The 19,716-nt window shown below is 68.8% G+C and carries 17 protein-coding genes; 13 read left to right on the top strand and 4 right to left on the bottom strand.

Annotated features, from left to right (window positions below; translation table 11 throughout):
* Positions 1-2: 2 nt before the first annotated feature.
* The 3 genes from ACTWLI_RS05320 to ACTWLI_RS05310 all read left to right on the top strand — a co-directional run bounded on the left by ACTWLI_RS05320 (position 3) and on the right by ACTWLI_RS05310 (position 3,461).
* Complete coding sequence (locus tag ACTWLI_RS05320; RefSeq protein WP_445155620.1) at positions 3-191, top strand: hypothetical protein; 189 nt, start codon at positions 3-5, stop codon at positions 189-191.
* 134 nt (positions 192-325) lie between these two features.
* On the top strand, positions 326-652 hold the full coding sequence (locus ACTWLI_RS05315; RefSeq protein ID WP_445155619.1) for a histone-like nucleoid-structuring protein Lsr2: 327 nt from the start codon (positions 326-328) through the stop codon (positions 650-652).
* A 316-nt stretch (positions 653-968) separates the two neighbouring features.
* The gene (locus ACTWLI_RS05310; protein ID WP_445155618.1) at positions 969-3,461 is read left to right on the top strand and encodes an ATP-dependent Clp protease ATP-binding subunit; all 2,493 of its coding nucleotides are present in this window, start codon (positions 969-971) and stop codon (positions 3,459-3,461) included.
* A gap of 90 nt (positions 3,462-3,551) precedes the next feature.
* Here the strand turns inward: ACTWLI_RS05310 and ACTWLI_RS05305 are convergent, their stop codons facing one another.
* Entirely contained in the window at positions 3,552-3,995 is a 444-nt protein-coding gene (locus ACTWLI_RS05305; protein ID WP_445155617.1) for a Rieske (2Fe-2S) protein, read from the bottom strand.
* Positions 3,996-4,119: 124 nt separating this feature from the next.
* Between ACTWLI_RS05305 and ACTWLI_RS05300 the strand changes: the two genes are divergently transcribed.
* From ACTWLI_RS05300 to dhaM, 5 genes are all read left to right on the top strand, one after another.
* Positions 4,120-6,255, top strand: coding sequence for a S9 family peptidase (locus ACTWLI_RS05300; protein ID WP_445155616.1), 2,136 nt, complete (start codon positions 4,120-4,122; stop codon positions 6,253-6,255).
* A gap of 112 nt (positions 6,256-6,367) precedes the next feature.
* Positions 6,368-6,877, top strand: coding sequence for an amino-acid N-acetyltransferase (locus ACTWLI_RS05295; protein ID WP_445155615.1), 510 nt, complete (start codon positions 6,368-6,370; stop codon positions 6,875-6,877).
* Between the two features lie 414 nt (positions 6,878-7,291).
* Positions 7,292-8,293, top strand: a complete 1,002-nt coding sequence (gene dhaK, locus ACTWLI_RS05290) for a dihydroxyacetone kinase subunit DhaK (protein ID WP_445155614.1) — start codon at positions 7,292-7,294, stop codon at positions 8,291-8,293.
* 2 nt (positions 8,294-8,295) lie between these two features.
* Entirely contained in the window at positions 8,296-8,922 is a 627-nt protein-coding gene (gene dhaL / locus ACTWLI_RS05285) for a dihydroxyacetone kinase subunit DhaL (protein ID WP_445155613.1), read from the top strand.
* Complete coding sequence (gene dhaM, locus ACTWLI_RS05280; RefSeq protein WP_445155612.1) at positions 8,919-9,593, top strand: dihydroxyacetone kinase phosphoryl donor subunit DhaM; 675 nt, start codon at positions 8,919-8,921, stop codon at positions 9,591-9,593. Before dhaL ends, dhaM begins: the two co-directional genes overlap by 4 nt.
* Before the next feature lie 8 nt (positions 9,594-9,601).
* Here the strand turns inward: dhaM and ACTWLI_RS05275 are convergent, their stop codons facing one another.
* On the bottom strand, positions 9,602-10,432 hold the full coding sequence (locus ACTWLI_RS05275; protein WP_445155611.1) for an A/G-specific adenine glycosylase: 831 nt from the start codon (positions 10,430-10,432) through the stop codon (positions 9,602-9,604).
* Positions 10,433-10,720: 288 nt separating this feature from the next.
* Here ACTWLI_RS05275 and ACTWLI_RS05270 point away from each other — a divergent pair, with 288 nt between their 5' ends.
* Positions 10,721-11,422 carry a hypothetical protein gene (locus tag ACTWLI_RS05270; RefSeq protein ID WP_445155610.1) on the top strand — a complete coding sequence of 234 codons (702 nt, stop codon included), beginning with the start codon at positions 10,721-10,723 and terminating at the stop codon, positions 11,420-11,422.
* Between the two features lie 29 nt (positions 11,423-11,451).
* On the opposite strand, the gene disA is transcribed toward ACTWLI_RS05270, so the two are convergent.
* The gene (disA, locus tag ACTWLI_RS05265; protein ID WP_445155609.1) at positions 11,452-12,528 is read right to left on the bottom strand and encodes a DNA integrity scanning diadenylate cyclase DisA; all 1,077 of its coding nucleotides are present in this window, start codon (positions 12,526-12,528) and stop codon (positions 11,452-11,454) included.
* Positions 12,529-12,861: 333 nt separating this feature from the next.
* Here disA and ACTWLI_RS05260 point away from each other — a divergent pair, with 333 nt between their 5' ends.
* Positions 12,862-14,475 (top strand): peptide chain release factor 3, encoded by a 1,614-nt coding sequence (locus ACTWLI_RS05260; RefSeq protein ID WP_445155608.1) that lies wholly within the window; start codon positions 12,862-12,864, stop codon positions 14,473-14,475.
* A gap of 167 nt (positions 14,476-14,642) precedes the next feature.
* Complete coding sequence (locus tag ACTWLI_RS05255; RefSeq protein ID WP_445155607.1) at positions 14,643-16,013, top strand: protein kinase domain-containing protein; 1,371 nt, start codon at positions 14,643-14,645, stop codon at positions 16,011-16,013.
* On the opposite strand, the gene ACTWLI_RS05250 is transcribed toward ACTWLI_RS05255, so the two are convergent.
* A complete protein-coding gene (locus tag ACTWLI_RS05250) occupies positions 16,010-17,212 on the bottom strand; it encodes a PucR family transcriptional regulator (protein ID WP_445155606.1) in 1,203 nt (400 codons plus the stop codon). The genes ACTWLI_RS05255 and ACTWLI_RS05250 overlap by 4 nt on opposite strands.
* A 96-nt stretch (positions 17,213-17,308) precedes the next feature.
* On the opposite strand from ACTWLI_RS05250, the gene ACTWLI_RS05245 reads away from it, so the two are divergent.
* Positions 17,309-18,382, top strand: a complete 1,074-nt coding sequence (locus tag ACTWLI_RS05245; protein WP_445155605.1) for a ferredoxin reductase — start codon at positions 17,309-17,311, stop codon at positions 18,380-18,382.
* A gap of 13 nt (positions 18,383-18,395) precedes the next feature.
* On the top strand, positions 18,396-19,550 hold the full coding sequence (locus ACTWLI_RS05240; protein ID WP_445155604.1) for a fatty acid desaturase family protein: 1,155 nt from the start codon (positions 18,396-18,398) through the stop codon (positions 19,548-19,550).
* The last annotated feature ends 166 nt before the right edge of the window (positions 19,551-19,716 follow it).

The following is a 19,716-nucleotide window of genomic DNA, read 5'->3' as shown; positions in this document are numbered from 1 at the left end:
TCGTGGAATACGTTGCCGTCCTGCTCCCGTCCCTGGTGGTCGGGCTGATCTTCTGGTTTGCCATGAAGGCGATCTTTAACGCCGACAAATCCGAGCGCCAGGCCGAGGCCCGGGCGCAGGCTGAGGCGGCGGCCCGCGAAACGGGGCAGTCGCCCGCCCCGGGGAATGGGCATTCCCCCGAACAGCGCTAAAAGCCCCTATTCCCTGCCGAAGATTTTCTTTGGCGGGGTATTCCGCTTTGACGCGCGGCCATAAAAAGATGGATACTTTTTACAGATACATCCTGCTTTTCTAAAATACTCATCCTTTTGGAAAGAGAGTTTTTATGGCACAGAAAGTTAACATCATCCTCGTGGATGATCTGGATGGGGGATCCGCGGACGAAACCGTCCGGTTCGGCCTGGACGGCGTCAGTTATGAAATTGACCTCTCCACCGGCAACGCGTCAGAACTCCGCTCGGCCCTCGAGCGGTATGTGGCCCACGGGCGAAAGACATCAGCCGGACGGACGCCCCGCGCCAAGGCATCGGGTGGACGTAATCAAGACTCGGCACAAATCCGTCAATGGGCGCGGGACAACGGCTACGCGGTAAACAGCCGGGGCCGCATCCAGGCGGAAATTCAGGAAGCCTACCAAAAGGCCAATTCCTAGGTTCGACTCCGCTCCCGGCCCGTTCCGCGCCGGAGCAATTGCACCAGGCGAAGCCCCTGCCGTCCGGCAGGGGCTTTGTCGTTTGCCGGGGCCGTGCGTTCCTCCCCGGTTACTATCAGGAATCGCCCCCGCCGCGCCGTGGCTGCGGCGCGTTCCGGGGGTCCGGGAGGAAGTAACCGGGAGGGAACGTCCGCTCCCGCCGGGCACGCCGTCCCGGCGCCCGCAACCGGTCAGGTTTCCCCCGTGGCGAACAAGCCACAAATCTCGAACGCCGCCACGTAGCATCAAAGTACGTCGTAGCTAGGAGTGTGGCGAAATGTTTGAGCGATTTACGGACCGTGCCCGTCGCGTAGTTGTGCTTGCCCAAGAAGAGGCACGCATGCTGAACCACAATTACATCGGTACCGAACACATCCTCTTGGGCCTGATCCATGAGGGTGAAGGTGTTGCCGCCAAAGCCCTTGAGTCCCTGAGCATCTCGCTCGACGGAGTCCGCGAGCAGGTGCAGGAGATCATCGGCCAGGGCCAGCAGGCCCCGTCCGGCCACATCCCCTTCACGCCGCGTGCCAAGAAGGTGCTGGAGCTCTCGCTGCGCGAAGCCCTGCAGCTGGGCCACAACTACATCGGCACCGAGCACATCCTGCTCGGCCTCATCCGCGAGGGTGAAGGCGTGGCGGCGCAGGTGCTGGTCAAGCTCGGCGCGGACCTGAACCGCGTCCGCCAGCAGGTCATCCAGCTGCTCTCCGGCTACCAGGGCAAGGAAACAACCGGCGCCGGGGTCGGCGCCGGACAGGCCGAAGGCACCCCCGCCGGCTCTGTGGTCCTCGACCAGTTCGGCCGCAACCTGACCCAGGCCGCCCGGGAGAACAAGCTCGATCCCGTGATCGGCCGTGAGCAGGAAATGGAACGCGTTATGCAGGTCCTTTCCCGCCGCACCAAGAACAACCCGGTCCTGATTGGTGAGCCCGGCGTCGGTAAGACCGCCGTCGTCGAGGGCCTGGCCCAGGCGATCGTCCGCGGCGACGTGCCGGAGACCATCAAGGACAAGCAGCTCTACACCCTGGACCTCGGGTCCCTGGTGGCCGGCTCCCGCTACCGCGGTGACTTCGAAGAGCGCCTGAAAAAGGTGCTCAAGGAGATCCGCACCCGCGGCGACATCATCCTCTTCATCGACGAGATCCACACCCTGGTCGGTGCCGGTGCCGCCGAAGGAGCCATCGATGCGGCCTCGATCCTGAAGCCCATGCTGGCCCGCGGCGAGCTCCAGACCATCGGTGCCACCACGCTGGACGAGTACCGCAAGCACATCGAGAAGGACGCCGCGCTGGAGCGCCGCTTCCAGCCGATCCAGGTCAAGGAACCCTCCGTCGCCGACGCGATCGAGATCCTGAAGGGCCTGCGTGACCGCTACGAAGCGCACCACCGCGTCACCATCACCGACGGCGCCCTCGCCTCGGCGGCCAGCCTCTCCGAGCGCTACATCTCGGACCGCTTCCTGCCGGACAAGGCCATCGACCTGATCGACGAGGCCGGCGCCCGGCTGCGCATCCGCCGGATGACCGCCCCGCCGGAGCTCAAGGTCATGGACGAGAAGATCTCGGCCATGAAGCTGGAGAAGGAATCCGCGATCGACGCGCAGGACTTCGAAGGTGCCGCGTCGCTGCGCGACAAGGAGCAGAAGCTCATTGCCGAACGCGCCGAAAAGGAACGCCAATGGAAGACCGGCGGCATGGACGACATCTCCGAGGTGGATGAGGATCTCATCGCCGAGGTGCTGGCGAACTCCACCGGCATCCCGGTCTTCAAGCTGACCGAGGAAGAGTCCTCGCGCCTGCTGAAGATGGAAGACGAACTGCACAAGCGCGTCGTCGGCCAGGACGAGGCCATTAAGGCCCTGTCCCAGGCGATCCGCCGCACCCGTGCGGGCCTGAAGGATCCGAAGCGTCCCGGCGGCTCGTTCATCTTTGCCGGCCCCACCGGTGTCGGCAAGACCGAGCTGGCCAAGGCCCTCGCGGAGTTCCTGTTCGGCGAGGAAGACGCGCTGATCACGCTGGACATGTCCGAATACTCGGAGAAGCACACCGTCTCGCGGCTCTTCGGCGCCCCTCCGGGCTACGTGGGCTACGAGGAGGGTGGCCAGCTGACAGAGAAGGTCCGCCGTCGTCCGTTCTCCGTGGTGCTGTTCGACGAGGTGGAGAAGGCGCACGCCGACCTGTTCAACTCGCTGCTGCAGATCCTGGAAGACGGCCGCCTGACCGACTCCCAGGGCCGCGTGGTGGACTTCAAGAACACCGTGATCATCATGACCACCAACCTCGGCACCCGGGACATCTCCAAGAGCGTGGCCACCGGTTTCCAGTCCGGCACGGACACGCAGACCGGCTACAACCGGATGCGGGCCCGGGTCACGGAGGAGCTCAAGCAGCACTTCCGTCCCGAGTTCCTGAACCGTGTGGACGACGTCGTGGTGTTCCCGCAGCTGACCCAGGACGAGATCATCGAGATCGTGGACCTGTTCGTCACCCGGCTGGAGAAACGCCTCAAGGACAAGGACATGGGCATCGAGCTCACGCCCGCGGCCAAGGTGCTGCTGGCCACCCGGGGCTACGATCCCGCCATGGGTGCCCGGCCGCTGCGCCGGACCATCCAGCGCGAGATCGAGGACCAGCTCTCCGAGAAGATCCTCTTCGGCGAACTGCACTCCGGCGACATCGTGGTGGTGGACGTGCAGGGCGAAGGCGACGAGGCGAAGTTCACCTTCGCCGGCAACGCTAAGCCAAGCATCCCGGAGATCGCTCCGAGCCACTAGGCGCCCGGCGGCAACACTCCAAGCACAAGGCCCCGGCCCCTCCTTCACCGGAGGCGGCCCGGGCCTTTCGCTTTGTACCGGTCGGGCGGCTCAGGCGGTGACCGTGATCCACTCGCCGTCGATGGCGGCCTTCAGCTTTCCCAGCGGCGCCTGGGCCGGCCCGCTGATCACACTGCCGTCCGAGCCCTTGAACGAGGAGCCGTGGCAGGGGCAGTCAAAGTCCTCACCGGCCGGCGCCACCGGACAGCCCGCGTGGGTGCAGGCGGCGTCGTAGGCCAGCACGGTCTTCTCATCCGGCCGGAAGATCACCACTGCCCGGCCGTTGACCTTTCCGGTGGCGGTGCCGCGCACCGCCACCTCGCTGAGCTTGCCGACCTTCACCGGGGTGCCGGGCGGGACGGAGGGCCCGGCCGCCGAAGATGCGGAACTTCCCGAAGGCTCGGCGCTGCAGGCGGACAAGGCCAGGGCGCCGCCGCCAAGGGCGCCGGCGCCAAGCAGGAGGGAGCGTCTGGGCAGGGTCTGGTCTGGGTTCATGGGGCCATTGTGCCAACCGTCCCTGAAAATGCCCTGCGATTCCCCGGCAGCGATCTGAAAGCAGTGTTTCACTCTCAGTGAACGCGGCTGTGATCCGCCGCACAACGGGTGTTGAATCGGGGGCATGGCTTCCACCGACACACAGACCACGGGCGAACAGCCCGAAACCCCGTTCCACGACCTGGACCACTACCTCGCGATCCCGAGGGTGGGCGGCCTGGCCCTGAGCCCGGACGGCTCGAGACTGGTCACCACCGTGGGCATCCTCAACGACAAGGGCACCGAGTACCGCACCGCGCTGTGGGAACTGGACCCCGAAGGGAAGCGGCAGGCCCGGCGGATCACCCGCAGTGCCAAGGGCGAAGCGGGAGCGGTGTTCGCCGCGGACGGTAGCCTCTACTTCACGTCGGCGCGGCCGGACCCGGAGAGCCCCGAGGCTGACCCGGTCAACGCGCTGTGGGTGCTGCCGGCCGACGGCGGCGAGGCCCGCGTCGCGCTCTCCCGCGCCGGCGGCGTCAGCGGCCTGCTCGCCGCCAGGAACGCCGATGCGCTCTTCGTCTCGGCCTCCGTCCTGGCCGGCTCCACCGACGAGGACAACGACGGGGAGCGGCGCAAGGCCCGCAAGGAGAACAAGGTCGCCGCAATCCTGCACAGCGGCTACCCGGTGCGCTACTGGGACGCGGACCTCGGACCCGAGCAGCCGCGGCTGTTCGCCGTCGAGCCTGGGGCTGACCCGGAGCCCGGTAAGCCGGCCACGGTCGACGCCGCCGCGCCGGTGAAACTGCGCAACCTCACCCCCGACGCCGGCAACGGGCTCCGCGAGGCCGAGACCGTCGTCAGCCCGGACGGAAAGACGCTCTACAGCAGCTTCGCCAAGCCACTCGCCGGCGCCGACTCCCGCACCGTGCTCGTCGCGATCGACGTCGCCTCCGGCACCCGCCGGGTCCTGCTCGACAGCGAGGGTATGAACTACTACCCCGGCCCGGTCAGCCCCGACGGCCGCACCCTGGTGGTCCTGACCGAAAGTGAGACCACGCCGCAGCAGGCGCCGCAGGTGAAGCTGCACCTGCTCGACCTCTCCGCGGGTGAGGCTGCCGGCCGGCCCGACGGCGGGGCGGCGCTGACTCCGCTCGCGCACGACTGGGACCGCTGGCCGCACCCCGCCGCCTGGCTGCCGGACGGCTCGGCGCTGCTGGTGACGGCGGACGAGGACGGAGCCTCGCCGGTGTTCCGGATCAGTGTGCCGGCCGCAGGCGGGAACGCCGAGGTCGTGCGGATGACGGCCGACGCCGCCGCCTACACCGACGTTGTTGTAGCCCCGGACGGCGGCCGCGCCTACGCGCTGCGCAGCTCGTACGAATTCCCGCCCGAAGCCGTCAGCATCGACCTGGCCAGCGGCGAGACCACCCGGCTCCCGGCGCCCGCCGAGCGGCCCGCCTTCCGCGGCCGGCTCGAACGAGTGGAGACCACCTCAGCCGGCGGCGACCGGGTGCCGGGCTACCTGGCGCTGCCCGAAGATGCATCGGCGGCGAACCCCGCCCCGCTGCTGCTCTGGATCCACGGCGGCCCGCTGGGCTCCTGGAACGCCTGGACCTGGCGCTGGAACCCGTGGCTGCTCGTGGCCCGCGGCTACGCGGTGCTGCTCCCGGACCCGGCCCTGTCCACCGGCTACGGCCAGGACCACATCCAGCGCGGCTGGGGCGAATGGGGCAAGGCCCCGTTCCAGGACCTGATGGACCTGACCGACGCCGCCGAGCGCCGGCCCGACATCGACGAGACGCGGACGGCGGCCATGGGAGGGTCCTTCGGCGGCTACATGGCGAACTGGGTGGCCGGGCACACGGACCGGTTCAAGGCCATCGTCACCCATGCCAGCCTCTGGGCCCTGGACCAGTTCGGGCCGACCACGGACGCCGCGCAGTACTGGCTCAAGGAGATGACGGCGGAGATGGCGGCGGAGAACTCCCCGCACCTGCACGTGCAGAACATCCGGACGCCCATGCTGGTCATCCACGGCGACAAGGACTACCGCGTCCCGATCGGGGAAGGCCTGCGCCTCTGGTACGAGCTGCTCTCGAAGTCCCAGCTCGCCGCCGACGAAAACGGCGAGACGGAGCACCGTTTCCTCTACTTCCCGGACGAGAACCACTGGATCCTGCAGCCGCAGCACGCCAAGGTCTGGTACGGCGTCGTCGAGCACTTCCTGGCCAGGAACCTGCTGGACAAGGACCTCCCCGTCCCGGACGGGCTCGGCCTCTGACCCGTCCCACCGTCAACGCCGTCCGGTCCGGCAGCCGTCCGGTCCGGCAGCCGTTCGGTCCGGCCGCCCAGCCGGGCCGGACGGCGCGCGGGCCGGGCCGTAGGATGGGGCTGTGACTGAGACGATCCGCATCCGCCCTGCCCGCACCGGCGACATCGCCGCCATCAAGACTCTGGTGGCACCCCTGGCCGAGGAGCGGATCCTCATGGCGAAAGAGACCGTCGCCTACTACGAAAGCCTGCAGGAGTTCCGGATCGCCGAAGCGCCCGACGGCGGCGTGGTCGGCTGCGGGGCGCTGCACGTGATGTGGGAGGACTTGGCCGAGGTGCGCACCCTGGCCACCGCCGATACCTGGCGCGGCCGGGGGGTAGGCCACCTGCTCCTGGAGCAGCTGCTGGAGGACGCGCGCGAGCTCGGCGTCGCGCGCGTGTTCTGCCTGACCTTCGAGGTGGACTTCTTCAAAAAACACGGCTTCGAAGTGATGGCCGACCAGACGGCGGTGGACCCGGTGGTCTACTCCGAGCTCCTCCGCTCCCATGATGAGGGCGTCGCCGAATTCCTCGACCTGGCCCGCGTCAAGCCCAACACCCTCGGCAACACCCGGATGATCCGCGCGCTGTAGCCGCTCCGAACCGGCCCGGAACAGGCCCTTCCACCAAATCTACTTGCTGGATAAACTGATCCCGGCCCAATGGGGAGGGCCGCCACTTTCGGAGGCAGAAATTGCAGAATCGCGTGATTTTTCCAGATTTCTCCGCATTCCAGATGACGGTCGACGCCGCGCCGCTGCCGGCGGACATGCCGGCAGCCGACGGCGGGCCGGCAACGGGCTCCGGCAGGGGAGCAGCATCCGCTGCGCGCAGGCCGCAGCCCGACCTCGGTCCGGACGCCTGGCCGGGATTCCCGGCGGCGCCGGCAGGGCCGTGAGTCCGTTTCGGTTGACGGGAAAGAGGTCGCATCCGGGAGCCTACCGCTGGCCGGGCCCCGGTAGTAGGGTCTAAGCAAGCAGCCAGGACACCATCCAGGGAGCACAGCCATGAAGAAACTCATCAATGATCCCAAAGCCGTGGTCGACGAGTCAGTGGAGGGGTTCGGGCTTGCGCACGCGGACCTCGTGACCGTCTTTCCCGACCCGAAGTACATCGTGCGCAAAGACGCGCCGGTGTCCGGGAAGGTCGGCCTCGTCTCCGGCGGCGGCAGCGGCCACGAGCCGTTGCACGGCGGCTACGTCGGCATGGGCATGCTCGACGCCGCGGTCCCCGGCGCCGTGTTCACGTCGCCCACGCCCGACCAGATCCTGCCCGCCACGCTGGCAGTGAACTCCGGCGCCGGCGTCGTGCACATCGTGAAGAACTACACCGGCGACGTACTGAACTTCGAAACCGCCGCGGAACTGGCGCAGGCCGAGGGAGTGGAAGTCCGCACCGTGCTGGTCAACGACGACGTCGCCGTGCAGGACTCGCTGTACACGGCCGGGCGCCGCGGCGTCGGCGGCACGGTCCTGGTCGAGAAGATCGCGGGGGCAGCGGCGGAACGCGGCGACAGCCTCGACGCCGTCGCGGCAATCGGCGACCGGGTCAACCAGAACGTCCGCAGCATGGGCGTGGCCCTGACCGCATGCACCGTCCCGCACGCCGGGGTCCCCAGCTTCGAGCTCGAGGACAACGAGATCGAGATCGGCATCGGCATCCACGGCGAACCCGGCCGGCACAAGATTCCAATGGAGCCTGCCGACGGCATCGCTGACCGGCTGCTGGACCCCGTCGTCAGCGACCTGGGCCTGGCCGCCGGGGACAAGGTCCTCCTGTTCGTCAACGGCATGGGCGGCACACCGCAGAGCGAGCTGTACATCGTTTACCGCCGGGCCGCGCAACGGCTGGCCGAGCAGGGCATCACCGTCGAGCGCTCGCTGGTGGGCAACTACATCACCTCCCTCGAGATGCAGGGCTGCTCCATCACGGTGCTCCGCCTGGACGACGAAATGACCGGGCTTTGGGATGCGCCCGTCCACACGCCGGCCCTCCGCTGGGGCGCCTGAACGTGGGACTGGACGTCAACTGGGCGCTCCGGTGGCTGACCCTGTCCGCCGAGGCCATGGCCGAGCACAGGGTTGAACTCATCGAACTGGACCGGCCCATCGGCGACTCGGACCACGGCGAGAATATGGACCGCGGCTTCAAGGCCGTGATGGACAAGCTGGCCGAATCCCCGCCGGAAACGGCCGGCGCCGCGCTCAAGCTCACGGCTATGACCCTGATGTCGAAAGTCGGCGGCGCCGCCGGGCCGCTGTACGGCACGGCTTTCCTACGCGCCGCAGCATCCCTTGGCGACGCCACGGACATCGACGCGGCCGCCCTCGCCGCCGCGCTGGCCGCCGCCCGGGACGGCATCGTCGCCCGCGGCAAGGCCGAATCCGGTGACAAGACGATGGTGGATGCGTGGACTCCGGCCGTCGACGCCTCCGCCGCGGCCGCAGCTGAAGGGGACGTCCGCAAGGTGCTCGCCGCAGCGGCGGAAGCGGCCGAAGCCGGAGCCGTGTCCACCGACCCGATGCTGGCGCGCAAGGGCCGGGCCAGCTACCTGGGGGAGCGCAGCATCGGCCACCGCGACCCTGGTGCGGTCTCCAGCGCACTGATCCTGCGCGCCGCCGTCGGGGCCTCCGAATGACGGTAAGCCTGGTCGTCGTCTCACACAGCGCCAAAATCGCCGACGGCGCCGCAGAGCTCGCCGCGCAAATGGCGCCCGACGTGACAATCGTGCCCGCCGGCGGCACCGACGACGACCGGATCGGCACCAGCCTGGAGAAGGTCATGGCCGCGCTGGAACAAGCCGCGGGGGATAACGGAATTGTGGTGCTCACCGACCTCGGCTCCGCGGTCATGACCGCCGAGTCCGCGGTCGAGTTCGCCGCGGACCCGGATTCGATCCACCTCGCCGACGCGCCCCTGATCGAAGGGCTCGTCGCCGCCGCGGTCTCGGCCCAGGCCGGCGCCGATGCGGAAACGGTCAAGGACGCCGCCGAGGCGGTCTACCGCCCGCCGGTCCACCCGCACGAGGCCGGGCACGAACACCGGCAGCCGCCTGATGCGCAGGGCGACTTCGAAATGGTCAACCAGGCCGGCATGCACGCCCGGCCGGCGGCCAAGATCGCCGGCGGCCTGGCGGGAATGGACGCCGAGGTCACCATCAACGGCGTCGACGGCGCGTCCATGACCGAACTGATGATGCTCGGCGCCACAAAGGGGACCGTGCTGCGGGTTGAGGCCAGCGGGCCGGACGCGGCCAAAGCGGTGGACTATCTGGGGAGCCTGATCCAGTCCGGCTTCGGCGAGCCCTAGCGCCGGGATCAGGCAGGCAAGCGCAGCCCGCCGGCATGTTCTTCGACCAGACCGTCGACCAGCAGCCCGGACACCGCCCGGGCGAGCTGTTCCGGCGCGGGATCCAGCCGGTGCAGCGCCCCGAGCGGGACGGAGATCCCCTCCGGTCCGGGGCCGGGCTCGAGGCCCAGGTCCGCGGGGGCACGCTCCAGCAGCTCAACAGGCACCGGCGACTCCGCCAGGCGCAGGACCGCCAGTACCGCGCCGCGCACCTGCCGGTCCGTGCCATGCCAGGCCTGCCCCTTCGGGGTGTAGCTGGGCGGCGGTTCGCCGGCTTCCCGCCAGGCGCAGGCGTCCCGGACCGGGCAGTCGCCGCACTTGGGCGCCCGGGCCGTGCAAACCAGCGCGCCCAGCTCCATCACGGCGGCGTTCCAGCGCACGGAGCCGGCGTCGTCCTCCGGCAGCAGCTGCGCGGCCAGGCGCATCTCCGCGGCGGTCAGGGCCGGCGCCGGGAGCGCCGCACCGGTGACGAGCCGGGCATGGACCCGGCGGATATTGGTGTCAACCACCGTTTCGCGCCGGCCGAAGGCGAAGGCAGCCACCGCGGCCGCCGTGTAGCTGCCCACGCCGGGCAGCTCAATCAGCTCCGCGTAGTTGCCGGGGACTGCGCCGGCGTGCCGTTCGACGACGGCGACGGCGGCGGCGTGCAGCCGCAGCGCCCGCCGCGGATAGCCCAGCCGGCCCCAGGACCGGACCGCCTCGCCGGGGCTCTCGCTCGCCAGATCGGCCGGGGCGGGCCAGCGCCGGAGCCATTCATCCCACACGGGCAGCACCCGCACCACGGGGGTCTGCTGCAGCATGACCTCACTGACCAGCACGCCCCAGGCGGAGCAGTCGGACGAGCGCCACGGGAGGTCCCGGGCCGTTTCCTCGAACCAGGCGGACAGGGCAGCGTGCAGCCCGGCGGGCGAGGCAGGCCCCGCATCCGGAGCGGCCGGCGGGCGCGGCGCGGCAGGGACCGCAGGGACTGCGGGGGCGGGGGAAATGGCTGAAGCTCTGATCGGACCAGCTTAATAGAGATACGGGCCATAGTGCGGCCGGCGGCGTGGTGGGACAAGATCGCGGGCAGGATTCTCTAGCCTAGAAGAATGGTCAGGCAAGGCAACCCAGGAGCGCGCGGTGCGGGACCGAAGGCGTCCCCGGGAGCCCGGACCGGCAAGCGCCCGGCCCGCACGCCCGGCAAAGCCGTCTACCGCCGCCGCCGGATCTTCGCAGCCGCAATCCTGCTGCTGGTCGCGGCCCTCGCCGTCGCCGGATTCACGGCCCTGACCAGCGCATTCAGCGGCGGCCCCGCGGCTGCCCCGGCCACCGCGCCGGCCACCGCGCCGGCCACCCGGGAGGCCGCTCCTGCCACGACCGGCCCGGCGGCGTCCGCCACTGCGACCCCGACAGCCGGCACAGGCTGCGACCAGAAACTCCTGACCGTCACGGCCGCGACGGACAAACGGGTCTACGCCGCCGGCGAGAACCCGCTGCTGAGCCTGAAGGTCACCAACAACAACGAGGTGCCCTGCGAGGTCAACCTCGGAACCTCGCAGATGGAGTACCTGGTCACCAGCGGCTCCGACCGGATCTTCTCGTCGATGGACTGCCAGGCCGAAAGCACCGAACTGGTCAAGACGATCGCCCCCGGCCGGAGCGAGACCGCGAACTTCCCGTGGAACCGGAAGCGGTCCACCCAGGGGTGCAAGGTCGTCGACGCCGAGCCCGGCGGCGGCGGCGCCTACTACGTCTTCACCGCCCGACTGGGCAACAAGACCAGCCCCAAGGCCGTGTTCCAGCTCAGTTAAGACCCGCCGGGACGGTCAGAGGAAGACGGTCAGAGGAAACGGTCCAGCAGGCTGGCCTCGGCCATCCGGCTCAGGCCCTCGCGGACGGTCCGGGCGCGCTGGTCGCCGATGCCGTCGACGGTCATCAGGTCATCGATGGTCGCCGCCATCAGGAACTGCAGGCCGCCGAAGTGGTCCACCAGGCGGTCGGCCACGGCCTTCGGCACAGCCTTGAGGCCGGAGAGGAGGCGGTATCCGCGCGGCTGGACGACGGCGTCGAGGTTCGCCTCGCCGCCGGCGAAGCCCACGATCCCCGAAATCCGGCCCAGGTCGATCAGCTCGGTCGGGCCCAGGTTCACGAGCGCCTTCACGGCGTTGTCGATGTCCGCCGCGGAGGCATTGGGGCCCGAGTAGTCGCGGATGATCACGTCGCTGCCCGGGCCGCGGCCCACCGTCAGTTCGTCCAGCTGCAGGGACAGCAGCCGGCCGTCCTCGCCCAGCTCCAGCACGTACTGCGAGATTTCCTCGGAGATGCGCCGCACCATTTCCTGGCGCTGCAGCGTCACCGCGACGTCGCGGACCGTGACCATGGCCTCGATTTCCAGGGCCGAGAGTGAACTGGTGACCTGGTCCAGCCGGGAGCGGTAGCGCTCCAGCGTGGCAAGAGCCTGGTTGGCCCGGGCCAGGACCTTCTCCGAGCCCTCCAGGACATGGCGCAGGCCGTTGACGTAGAGCGCGATGATCTGCATCGACTGGCTCACGGAAATGACCGGGACCCCGGTCTGGATTGCCACGCGCTCGGCGGTCCGGTGCCGGGTTCCCGTTTCCTGGGTTTCGATGCTCGAATCGGGCACCAGCTGGACGCCGGCGCGCAGGATGTTGCTGGCGTCCTTGTCACAGACAATGGCGCCGTCCATTTTCGCCAGTTCGCGCAGGCGCGTGGGAGAGAACTCGATCCCGATTTCGAAGCCGCCCGAGCAGATGGATTCGATGGTCCGGTCCATGCCCAGCACGATCAGCGCGCCGGTGCGCCCGCGCAGGATGCGTTCCAGTCCGTCCCGCAGTGCCGTTCCCGGCGCCACCCGGGCCAGGGTCGCCTTGAGTGCATCCTCGGGACTCCGAGCCATAGGTTTTCCCCTTCACAGGTGCGGAACGCCATCCGCGAGTACGCCGGCTTTTGTCGATTTTCCATCGTCGGCCGGCAAGATCAAAAGTGCCCGGTTTCCCGTATCCACCATCATAGGGGTAACCCCGGCCGCATTCCGCACGGACAAGCCTCAAAGTGCCCCTTTTCCGGCCCGCCGGAACCGCCCGCCGGATGCCGGGCCACCCGGTTCGTCGGGCCCGCATTTTCGGGACCCAGCAGGGCCCGGCCGCGGCCTGCGATAAACTTGGAAGCCTGGGTGTGCCGCGGGCTCTCCGCGCCGAGACCCGTCCACAGCCGCAGCGAAAGTAGCACCGTGTCCCAAGAAGTCCACAGCCCCGCCCGAGTCCAGGAGATTCACAAGCAGGCGGCCCGGCGCCGGACCTTCGCAGTGATCTCCCACCCGGACGCCGGCAAGTCCACCCTGACCGAGGCGCTGGCCCTGCACGCGAAGGTGATCGGCACCGCCGGTGCGTCCAGCGGAAAGGCCAACCGCAAGGAAACCGTCTCCGACTGGATGCAGATGGAGAAGGACCGCGGCATCTCGATCAGCTCCGCGGCGCTGCAGTTCGCCTACCGGGACACCGTGATCAACCTGTTGGACACCCCGGGCCACGCGGACTTTTCCGAGGACACCTACCGGGTGTTGGCAGCCGTCGACTGTGCCGTCATGCTCGTCGACGCGGCCAAAGGCCTGGAAACCCAGACCATGAAACTGTTCGAGGTCTGCAAGCAGCGGAACCTCCCCATCATCACCGTGATCAACAAGTGGGACCGGCCCGGCCTGGACGCGCTGGCGCTGATGGACGAGATCACCGAGCGCACCGGCCTGCAGCCCATGCCGCTGACCTGGGCGGTCGGGATTTCCGGCGATTTCCGCGGCGTCTGGGACCTGCGCAACGACCGGTTCGCCCGCTTCCAGCGCAACAACGCCGGAGCCAACATCGCCCTCACGGAGTACTTCACCCCCGAGGAGGCCGCCGCCAGCCAGGGCGGGGACTGGTCCAATGCCGTGGACGAGGCCGGGCTCGTGATCGAATCCAACCTCGCCTTCGACGTCGAGGCCTTCCACGCCGGCAAGGCGACGCCGATCCTGTTCAGCTCCGCCGCACTGAACTTCGGTGTGAAGGAAATCCTCGACGCGCTGGTGGACTTCGCGCCGCCGGCAGCCCCGCGGCCCGACGTCGACGGCGCGCCGCGTCCGGTGGATGCCCCGTTCGCGGGCTTCGTCTTCAAGGTCCAGGCCGGCATGAACAAGGCCCACCGCGACCACGTCGCCTTCATCCGGGTCTGCTCCGGCGTCTTCGAACGCGGCATGGTCGTCACCCAGGGCCGGACCGGAAAGTCCTTCGCCACAAAGTACGCGCAGCAGGTTTTCGGCCGCGAACGCGAGGTGATTGACGAGGCGTTCCCCGGCGATGTCGTGGGCCTGGTCAACGCGTCCTCGCTGCGGGTGGGCGACAGCCTGTTCCTGGAGCAGCCGGTGCAGTTCCCCGCCATCCCGCTGTTCGCCCCCGAGCACTTCCAAGTGGCGCGGTCCAAGGATCCCAGCCGCTTCAAGCAGTTCCGCCGCGGCATCGAACAGCTTGAGCACGAGGGCGTGATCCAGGTACTGCGCTCCGACATCCGCGGCGACCAGGCACCCGTCCTGGCTGCCGTCGGCCCCATGCAGTTCGAGGTGGTCGAGGACCGGATGGCGCACGACTTCAGCGCCCCGATGCGGCTGGAGCGGCTGCCCTACTCGCTGGCGAGGATCACGACGGCGGACGCCATGCCGGCGCTCGCCAATGTGCCCGGCGCCGAGGTGCTGCTGCGCTCCGACGGCGAATACCTCGCGCTGTTCAATGACGTCTGGGCCCTGCGCCGGATCGAAAAGAACCTCCCGGACCTGACCCTGGTGCCGATCGGGACGCACAACCCGGCCAAATAGGTCCGCGCCGGATTCCTGAAAGTGCCGCGCACCGGTCTTCCTGGATCCGCATTCCGCGTTACCATAAGTAACCTTGCTAAGTTCGCGGGCGCCTGCCGATCCGGCCGGCCCTGGGCTGCTTTGTCCGATTCCATGTGCGGACCCTATAGAGGGAACAAGAAGACTAGTTGACGATAACTATGGAAACCGGCCTCCTGCTCAGCGGGCGGTACCGGATCGAGGAACTCATTGGCAGGGGAAGCCAATCAACTGTTTACCGGGCGCGCGACGAACTGCTGCAGCGCGACGTGGCTGTCAAACTCTTCCGCAATGACGCGGACGACTTGGAGAACACCCGCCGGCAGGGCCAGGAAGTGCGGATCCTCGCGGGTATGAGCCACCACGCCCTGGTGACGTTGTTCGACGCCGGTGCAGACCTGAGTAACCCGGACTCCCGGCTCACTTACCTCGTGATGGAACTCGTCCGGGGCCAGGACCTGCGCCGCCGGTGCCTGCAGGGGCCGCTCTCCGCCGCGCATATGGCTCACATCGGCTATGACCTGGCCGACGGGCTCTCCTACATTCACCACCACGGCATCGTGCACCGGGACATTAAGCCGGCGAACGTCCTTCTGGTCGACTACAGCAACGAGGACCGACGCCCCCGGGCCAAGCTGACGGACTTCGGCGTCGCGGCCATCCTGGGGCACAACCGCGCGGACGACGACGGCGGCACCTCGGGGACGCCGGCCTACCTGAGTCCCGAGCAGGCCAATGGTGAACCGGCCGGCCCGCCGAGCGATATCTATTCCCTCGGGCTCGTGCTCCTCGAGGGGTTGACCGGCAAGATGGCCTACCCGGGAGCGCCGATCCAGTCGGCCGTCGCCCGACTGTTGCACGATCCGCAAATCCCTGGGGAACTCGCCCCGATGTGGGTGGCGCTGCTGTCCTCCATGCTGGCCCGGGACCCGGCCGCCCGGCCGCCCGCCCGCGAGGTCTCCCTTGCCCTGCGCCAGGAAGTCATCAACGGCGCCGGCCGCCACCGGCAACACCCGGCTGCGGCGGCGAACGACGAAGACGGCCGGATGCGCGCCGTCGAGCGGTACCGGATCCTTGACACCCCCGAGGATGGCGCGTTCAACCGGATCGCGGCGCTCGCGGCCCGGATGTTCTCGGTGCCGGTCGCGATCGTCAGCATCGTGGACCACGACCGGATCTGGTTCAAGGCCCATCACGGCACCGACGTCACCCAGATCGGCAGGGATCCAGGGCTCTGCGCCTCAGCGATCCTGCAGGACGGGCCCTGGATCGTCGAGGATGCCACAAGGGACGCGCGGACCCTGTCCAACCCGCTTGTGGCGGGGGAGTTCGGCCTGCAGTTCTACGCCGGGGTTCCGCTGCGCACCCCGGACGGCTTCAACCTCGGCACCTTCTGCATCCTGGACCGGGAGCCGCGGGAGTTCACCCCGGAGGACACCCGGACGCTCGAGGACCTCGCCGCGATTGTCATGAATGACCTCGAGATGAGGCTGCAGAGCCGCGAAGCGATCGCCAGCTAGCGCCGGCCGGCGTGTAACGCGAGCTGCAGCTCAAACCGGGCCACCGGGTCCTCCAGTTCATCCCCAAAGAGCTCACGCAACTGGGCCGCCCGGTAGCCGACCGTCTGCGGATGGATGCCCAGCTCCGCGGCCACCGGCGCCCGCTGGCCCCAATGGCGCAGCCAGGACAGCAGGGTCTCCGCGAGTCGCTCACGCTGGGCCGGGCGGAGCCCCTCAAGCGGGGCCAGCCGGCGGTTGGCCAGCTCCGTCAGAGCGGACGGCTCCGCGCCCAGCACCACCGCCGCGAGATGCTCGTCGGCCCAGATGGGCGGGTCGTCCGGGCCGTCCCGATGCGGCAGGGCCGAGGCTGCCAGCACGGCCAGCCGGAGCGATTCAGGCACCTTCTCCCAACCCCCGGCCGGGCCCACGGACGCACCCCGGCCGCGCAGCGCGCGGTCCAGCTCCCTGCGCGCAGACTCGGACTTGGGGGCCGGAACCAGAGCCACGGCGTCGGTTTCCCGCTCGATGACCAGGGCCCCCGGCCCCAGCCGCAGCCTCAGCCCCGCGGCCCGGTCCAGCGGCAGCGTCACCACCGTCATCCGCCGCGGCAGGGACCAGTCCGCCATCGCCGCCGTCTGCCGCAGTGCAGCCTCGTCCGCCTGCCCCAGCAACAGCAGGTCCAGCAGCTCGGTCCGGCGCCGGTCCACGGCGCCGGCCCGCTCGGACTGCTCAAAGGCGTAAGCCTCTGCACTCACGGCCGAAAGTTCGTCGATGTACGCCAGGATCGATTCGCCGAGGTCCACCACCACGTTCTGCCCCAGATGGTTCTCCACGGAAACCCTGGACATCTCCCGGAACGTCACCCGGGCACCCATCCGGTAAGCGCTCAGCAGCGCGTCCATGCTCCGCCCCTGCCGGAACTCGCCGCTGCCCAGTCCGGCCACCAGCAGCCTGCTCTCCTCGGAGAGGGCCGGCAGGGCGGTGCCGGGCAGCTGCAGGAAACGGTCCAGGGCGGTGGCCACGCCGCGGCGCAGGCCGCGGCCGAACCGGCCCTCGATCGGCCTGGCGTATGCCGGGACCAGCTGCGGCACCGCCTCGATGATGGCCTCAACGATCCCGGGCATGCGCGGCCGGAGCACGTCGCTGACCTCCTTGGGCAGTGCCAGCCACGGCGGATCGTAGGCGGGATAGCCGGGGTGGCCGGCGGCGGAAGCATCCATGATGGGCTCCAAAATTGTTGTCCGGAGATAGTTTTCTTCCGTTGATCGTATGCCTTGGGTGAAGAATTATGACTCAATCTGACATAGGCTTGATAAATGATCCGGCTCCGTAAGCTGGCGCGTGCCGCATCTGTCCTGACCACCCCGCTGGCTCCAGAAGATATTCTGTCGCTATTCAACCCCGTCTTCTCCGCCCGCCAATTGCGCGGCGTAGTGACCCGGGTGGTCCCTGAAACGGTCGATTCCGCCACCATTTTCTTCCGCCCCGGCCGCGGCTGGCAAGCACACCAGGCAGGCCAATGGGCGCGCATCGGCGTCGAACTCAACGGCGTCCGGCACTGGCGTTCCTATTCGCTCAGCGCCCCAGCCGGGCAGGATCCGGCCATCACCGTGACTGACATGGGCGCCGTCTCCGGAGCCCTGGTCCGCACCACGAAACCCGGCGACGTCCTCTTCCTCGCTCCGCCCCAGGGCGACTTCGTCCTGCCGGAGCACCCCCGCCCGCTGCTCATGCTCACCGCGGGCAGCGGCATCACTCCGGTGATGTCGATGATCCGCACGCTCGTGCCGCGGCGCCCGGACGCCGACGTCGTCCTGATCCACACCGCACGCACCCCCGCGGACGCCATCTTCCGCGAGGAACTGGCCGAACTGGCGGACCAGTTCCGCAACTTCAAAGTCATCCACTGGTTCAGCGGTGACCGCGGCCGGCTGGACTTCGCAGCGCCGGGCGCGCTGGACGAGCTGTGCGCCGACTGGCGCAGCCGCGCCGCCTACGCCTGCGGTCCCGCAGGGTTCCTGGACGATGCCGAGGCGCTGTGGGCCACCGAGGCGCCGGCAGACAACGCTGCCGGAACGCCAGGGCTGACCATCGAACGCTTCAGCACCAGCCTCGCCGGCGGCGAGGGGCACGACGGCGGCCTGGTCACCTTCGAAGCCTCCGACCGCGAAGTCGAGGCCGACGGCGCCACGACCCTGCTCGACGTCGGCGAGGACGCCGGCGTGCTCATGCCCAGCGGCTGCCGCATGGGCATCTGCCACAGCTGTCTCACCCCGCTCCGGGCCGGGCAGGTCCGGGACCTGCGCACGGGCGAAGTCCATGGCGAGCCCGGCCAACTGATCCAAACGTGCGTTTCGGCAGCCGCCGGACCCGTTAACCTCGACCTCTGAGGAGAACCGCCCTATGACCACCCTTGCCGACAAGCCGCAAACCGCCGTAAAGAAGCGGCCGGGAGCCCTCGCCGAGACGGGCAGCCCGCTGCTGCGCCCGCCAGCCGCGGCGCACCTGTCCGACGAACAGGTCGCCGAACTCGGCCGCGAGCTCGACGCCATCAAGGACGAAGTCCTTGCCAAGCGCGGCGCCGACGATGCCGCCTACATCCGCCGGATGATCAAGATCCAGCGCGGACTGGAGATCTCCGGCCGCGCCGCACTGCTGGTGAGCCGGAACAAGGCGGCATGGGTTACGGGCACCTCCCTGCTGAGCCTGGCCAAGATCCTCGAAAACATGGAGCTGGGCCACAACATCCTGCACGGCCAGTGGGACTGGATGCGCGACCCGGACATCCACTCCACCACCTGGGAGTGGGACTTCGTCACCCCGGCGCGGTCCTGGCAGCACACCCACAACGACCTGCACCACCGCTGGACCAATGTCGTGGGCAAGGACAACGACATCGGGTACAACCTGCTGCGCATGGACCCGCAGCAGGAGTGGAAGCCGTTCAACCTCGGTAACCCGCTCTACAACGCGCTGCTGGCGCCGGTGTTTGAGTGGGGCATCGCGGTCTACGACCTCGAGCTCGTGGAATACCGGGAGGGCAAGAAGAGCAAGGAAGCGCTGGTCAAGGACCTCAAGGCGCTCGGCCGGAAGGCCCTGAAGCAGTTCACCAAGGACTACGCCGCGACCCCCGCCGTCGCCATGCTCACCGGCTCCGGCAAGCAGGCGCTCTACGGAACGCTGGCAGCCAACGCGATCCGCAACGTCTGGGCGCACGCGGTGATCTTCTGCGGACACTTCCCGGACGGCACCGACACCTTCACCGAGGAAATGGTCGACGGCGAAACCCGCGGCGACTGGTATGTGCGCCAGATGATCGGCTCGGCCAACATCTCCGGTTCCAAGTTCATGCACCTGATGACCGGCAACCTCTCCCACCAGATCGAGCACCACCTCTTCCCGGACCTGCCCTCCAACCGCTACGCGGAGGTGGCCCCCAAGGTCCAGGACATCTGCCGGCGCTACGGCCTGCCGTACACCACGGGACCGCTGCTGAAGCAGGTCGGCTCCACCTGGGGCAAGATCTTCAAGCTGGCCCTGCCGCCCAAGAAGGCCTAGGCCGCCGGCCCCTCCGGGCTTCTCCAGCCGCCTTCGGCGCGCGCCACGGCGTGCGCCGAAGGCGGCTTTCGCATGCTGCCGTGCCCTACAGTGGAGCTATTCACCGAGAGGACCCCTGCATTGGCATGTGACGGCTGCACTTCTGCGCCCAGGCTCGACTTCGATT

This window comes from Arthrobacter sp. Hor0625 (genome assembly GCF_052567525.1).
The sequence above is the reverse complement of the archived record's forward strand: the minus strand, read 5'-3'. Positions and strand labels throughout refer to the sequence as shown.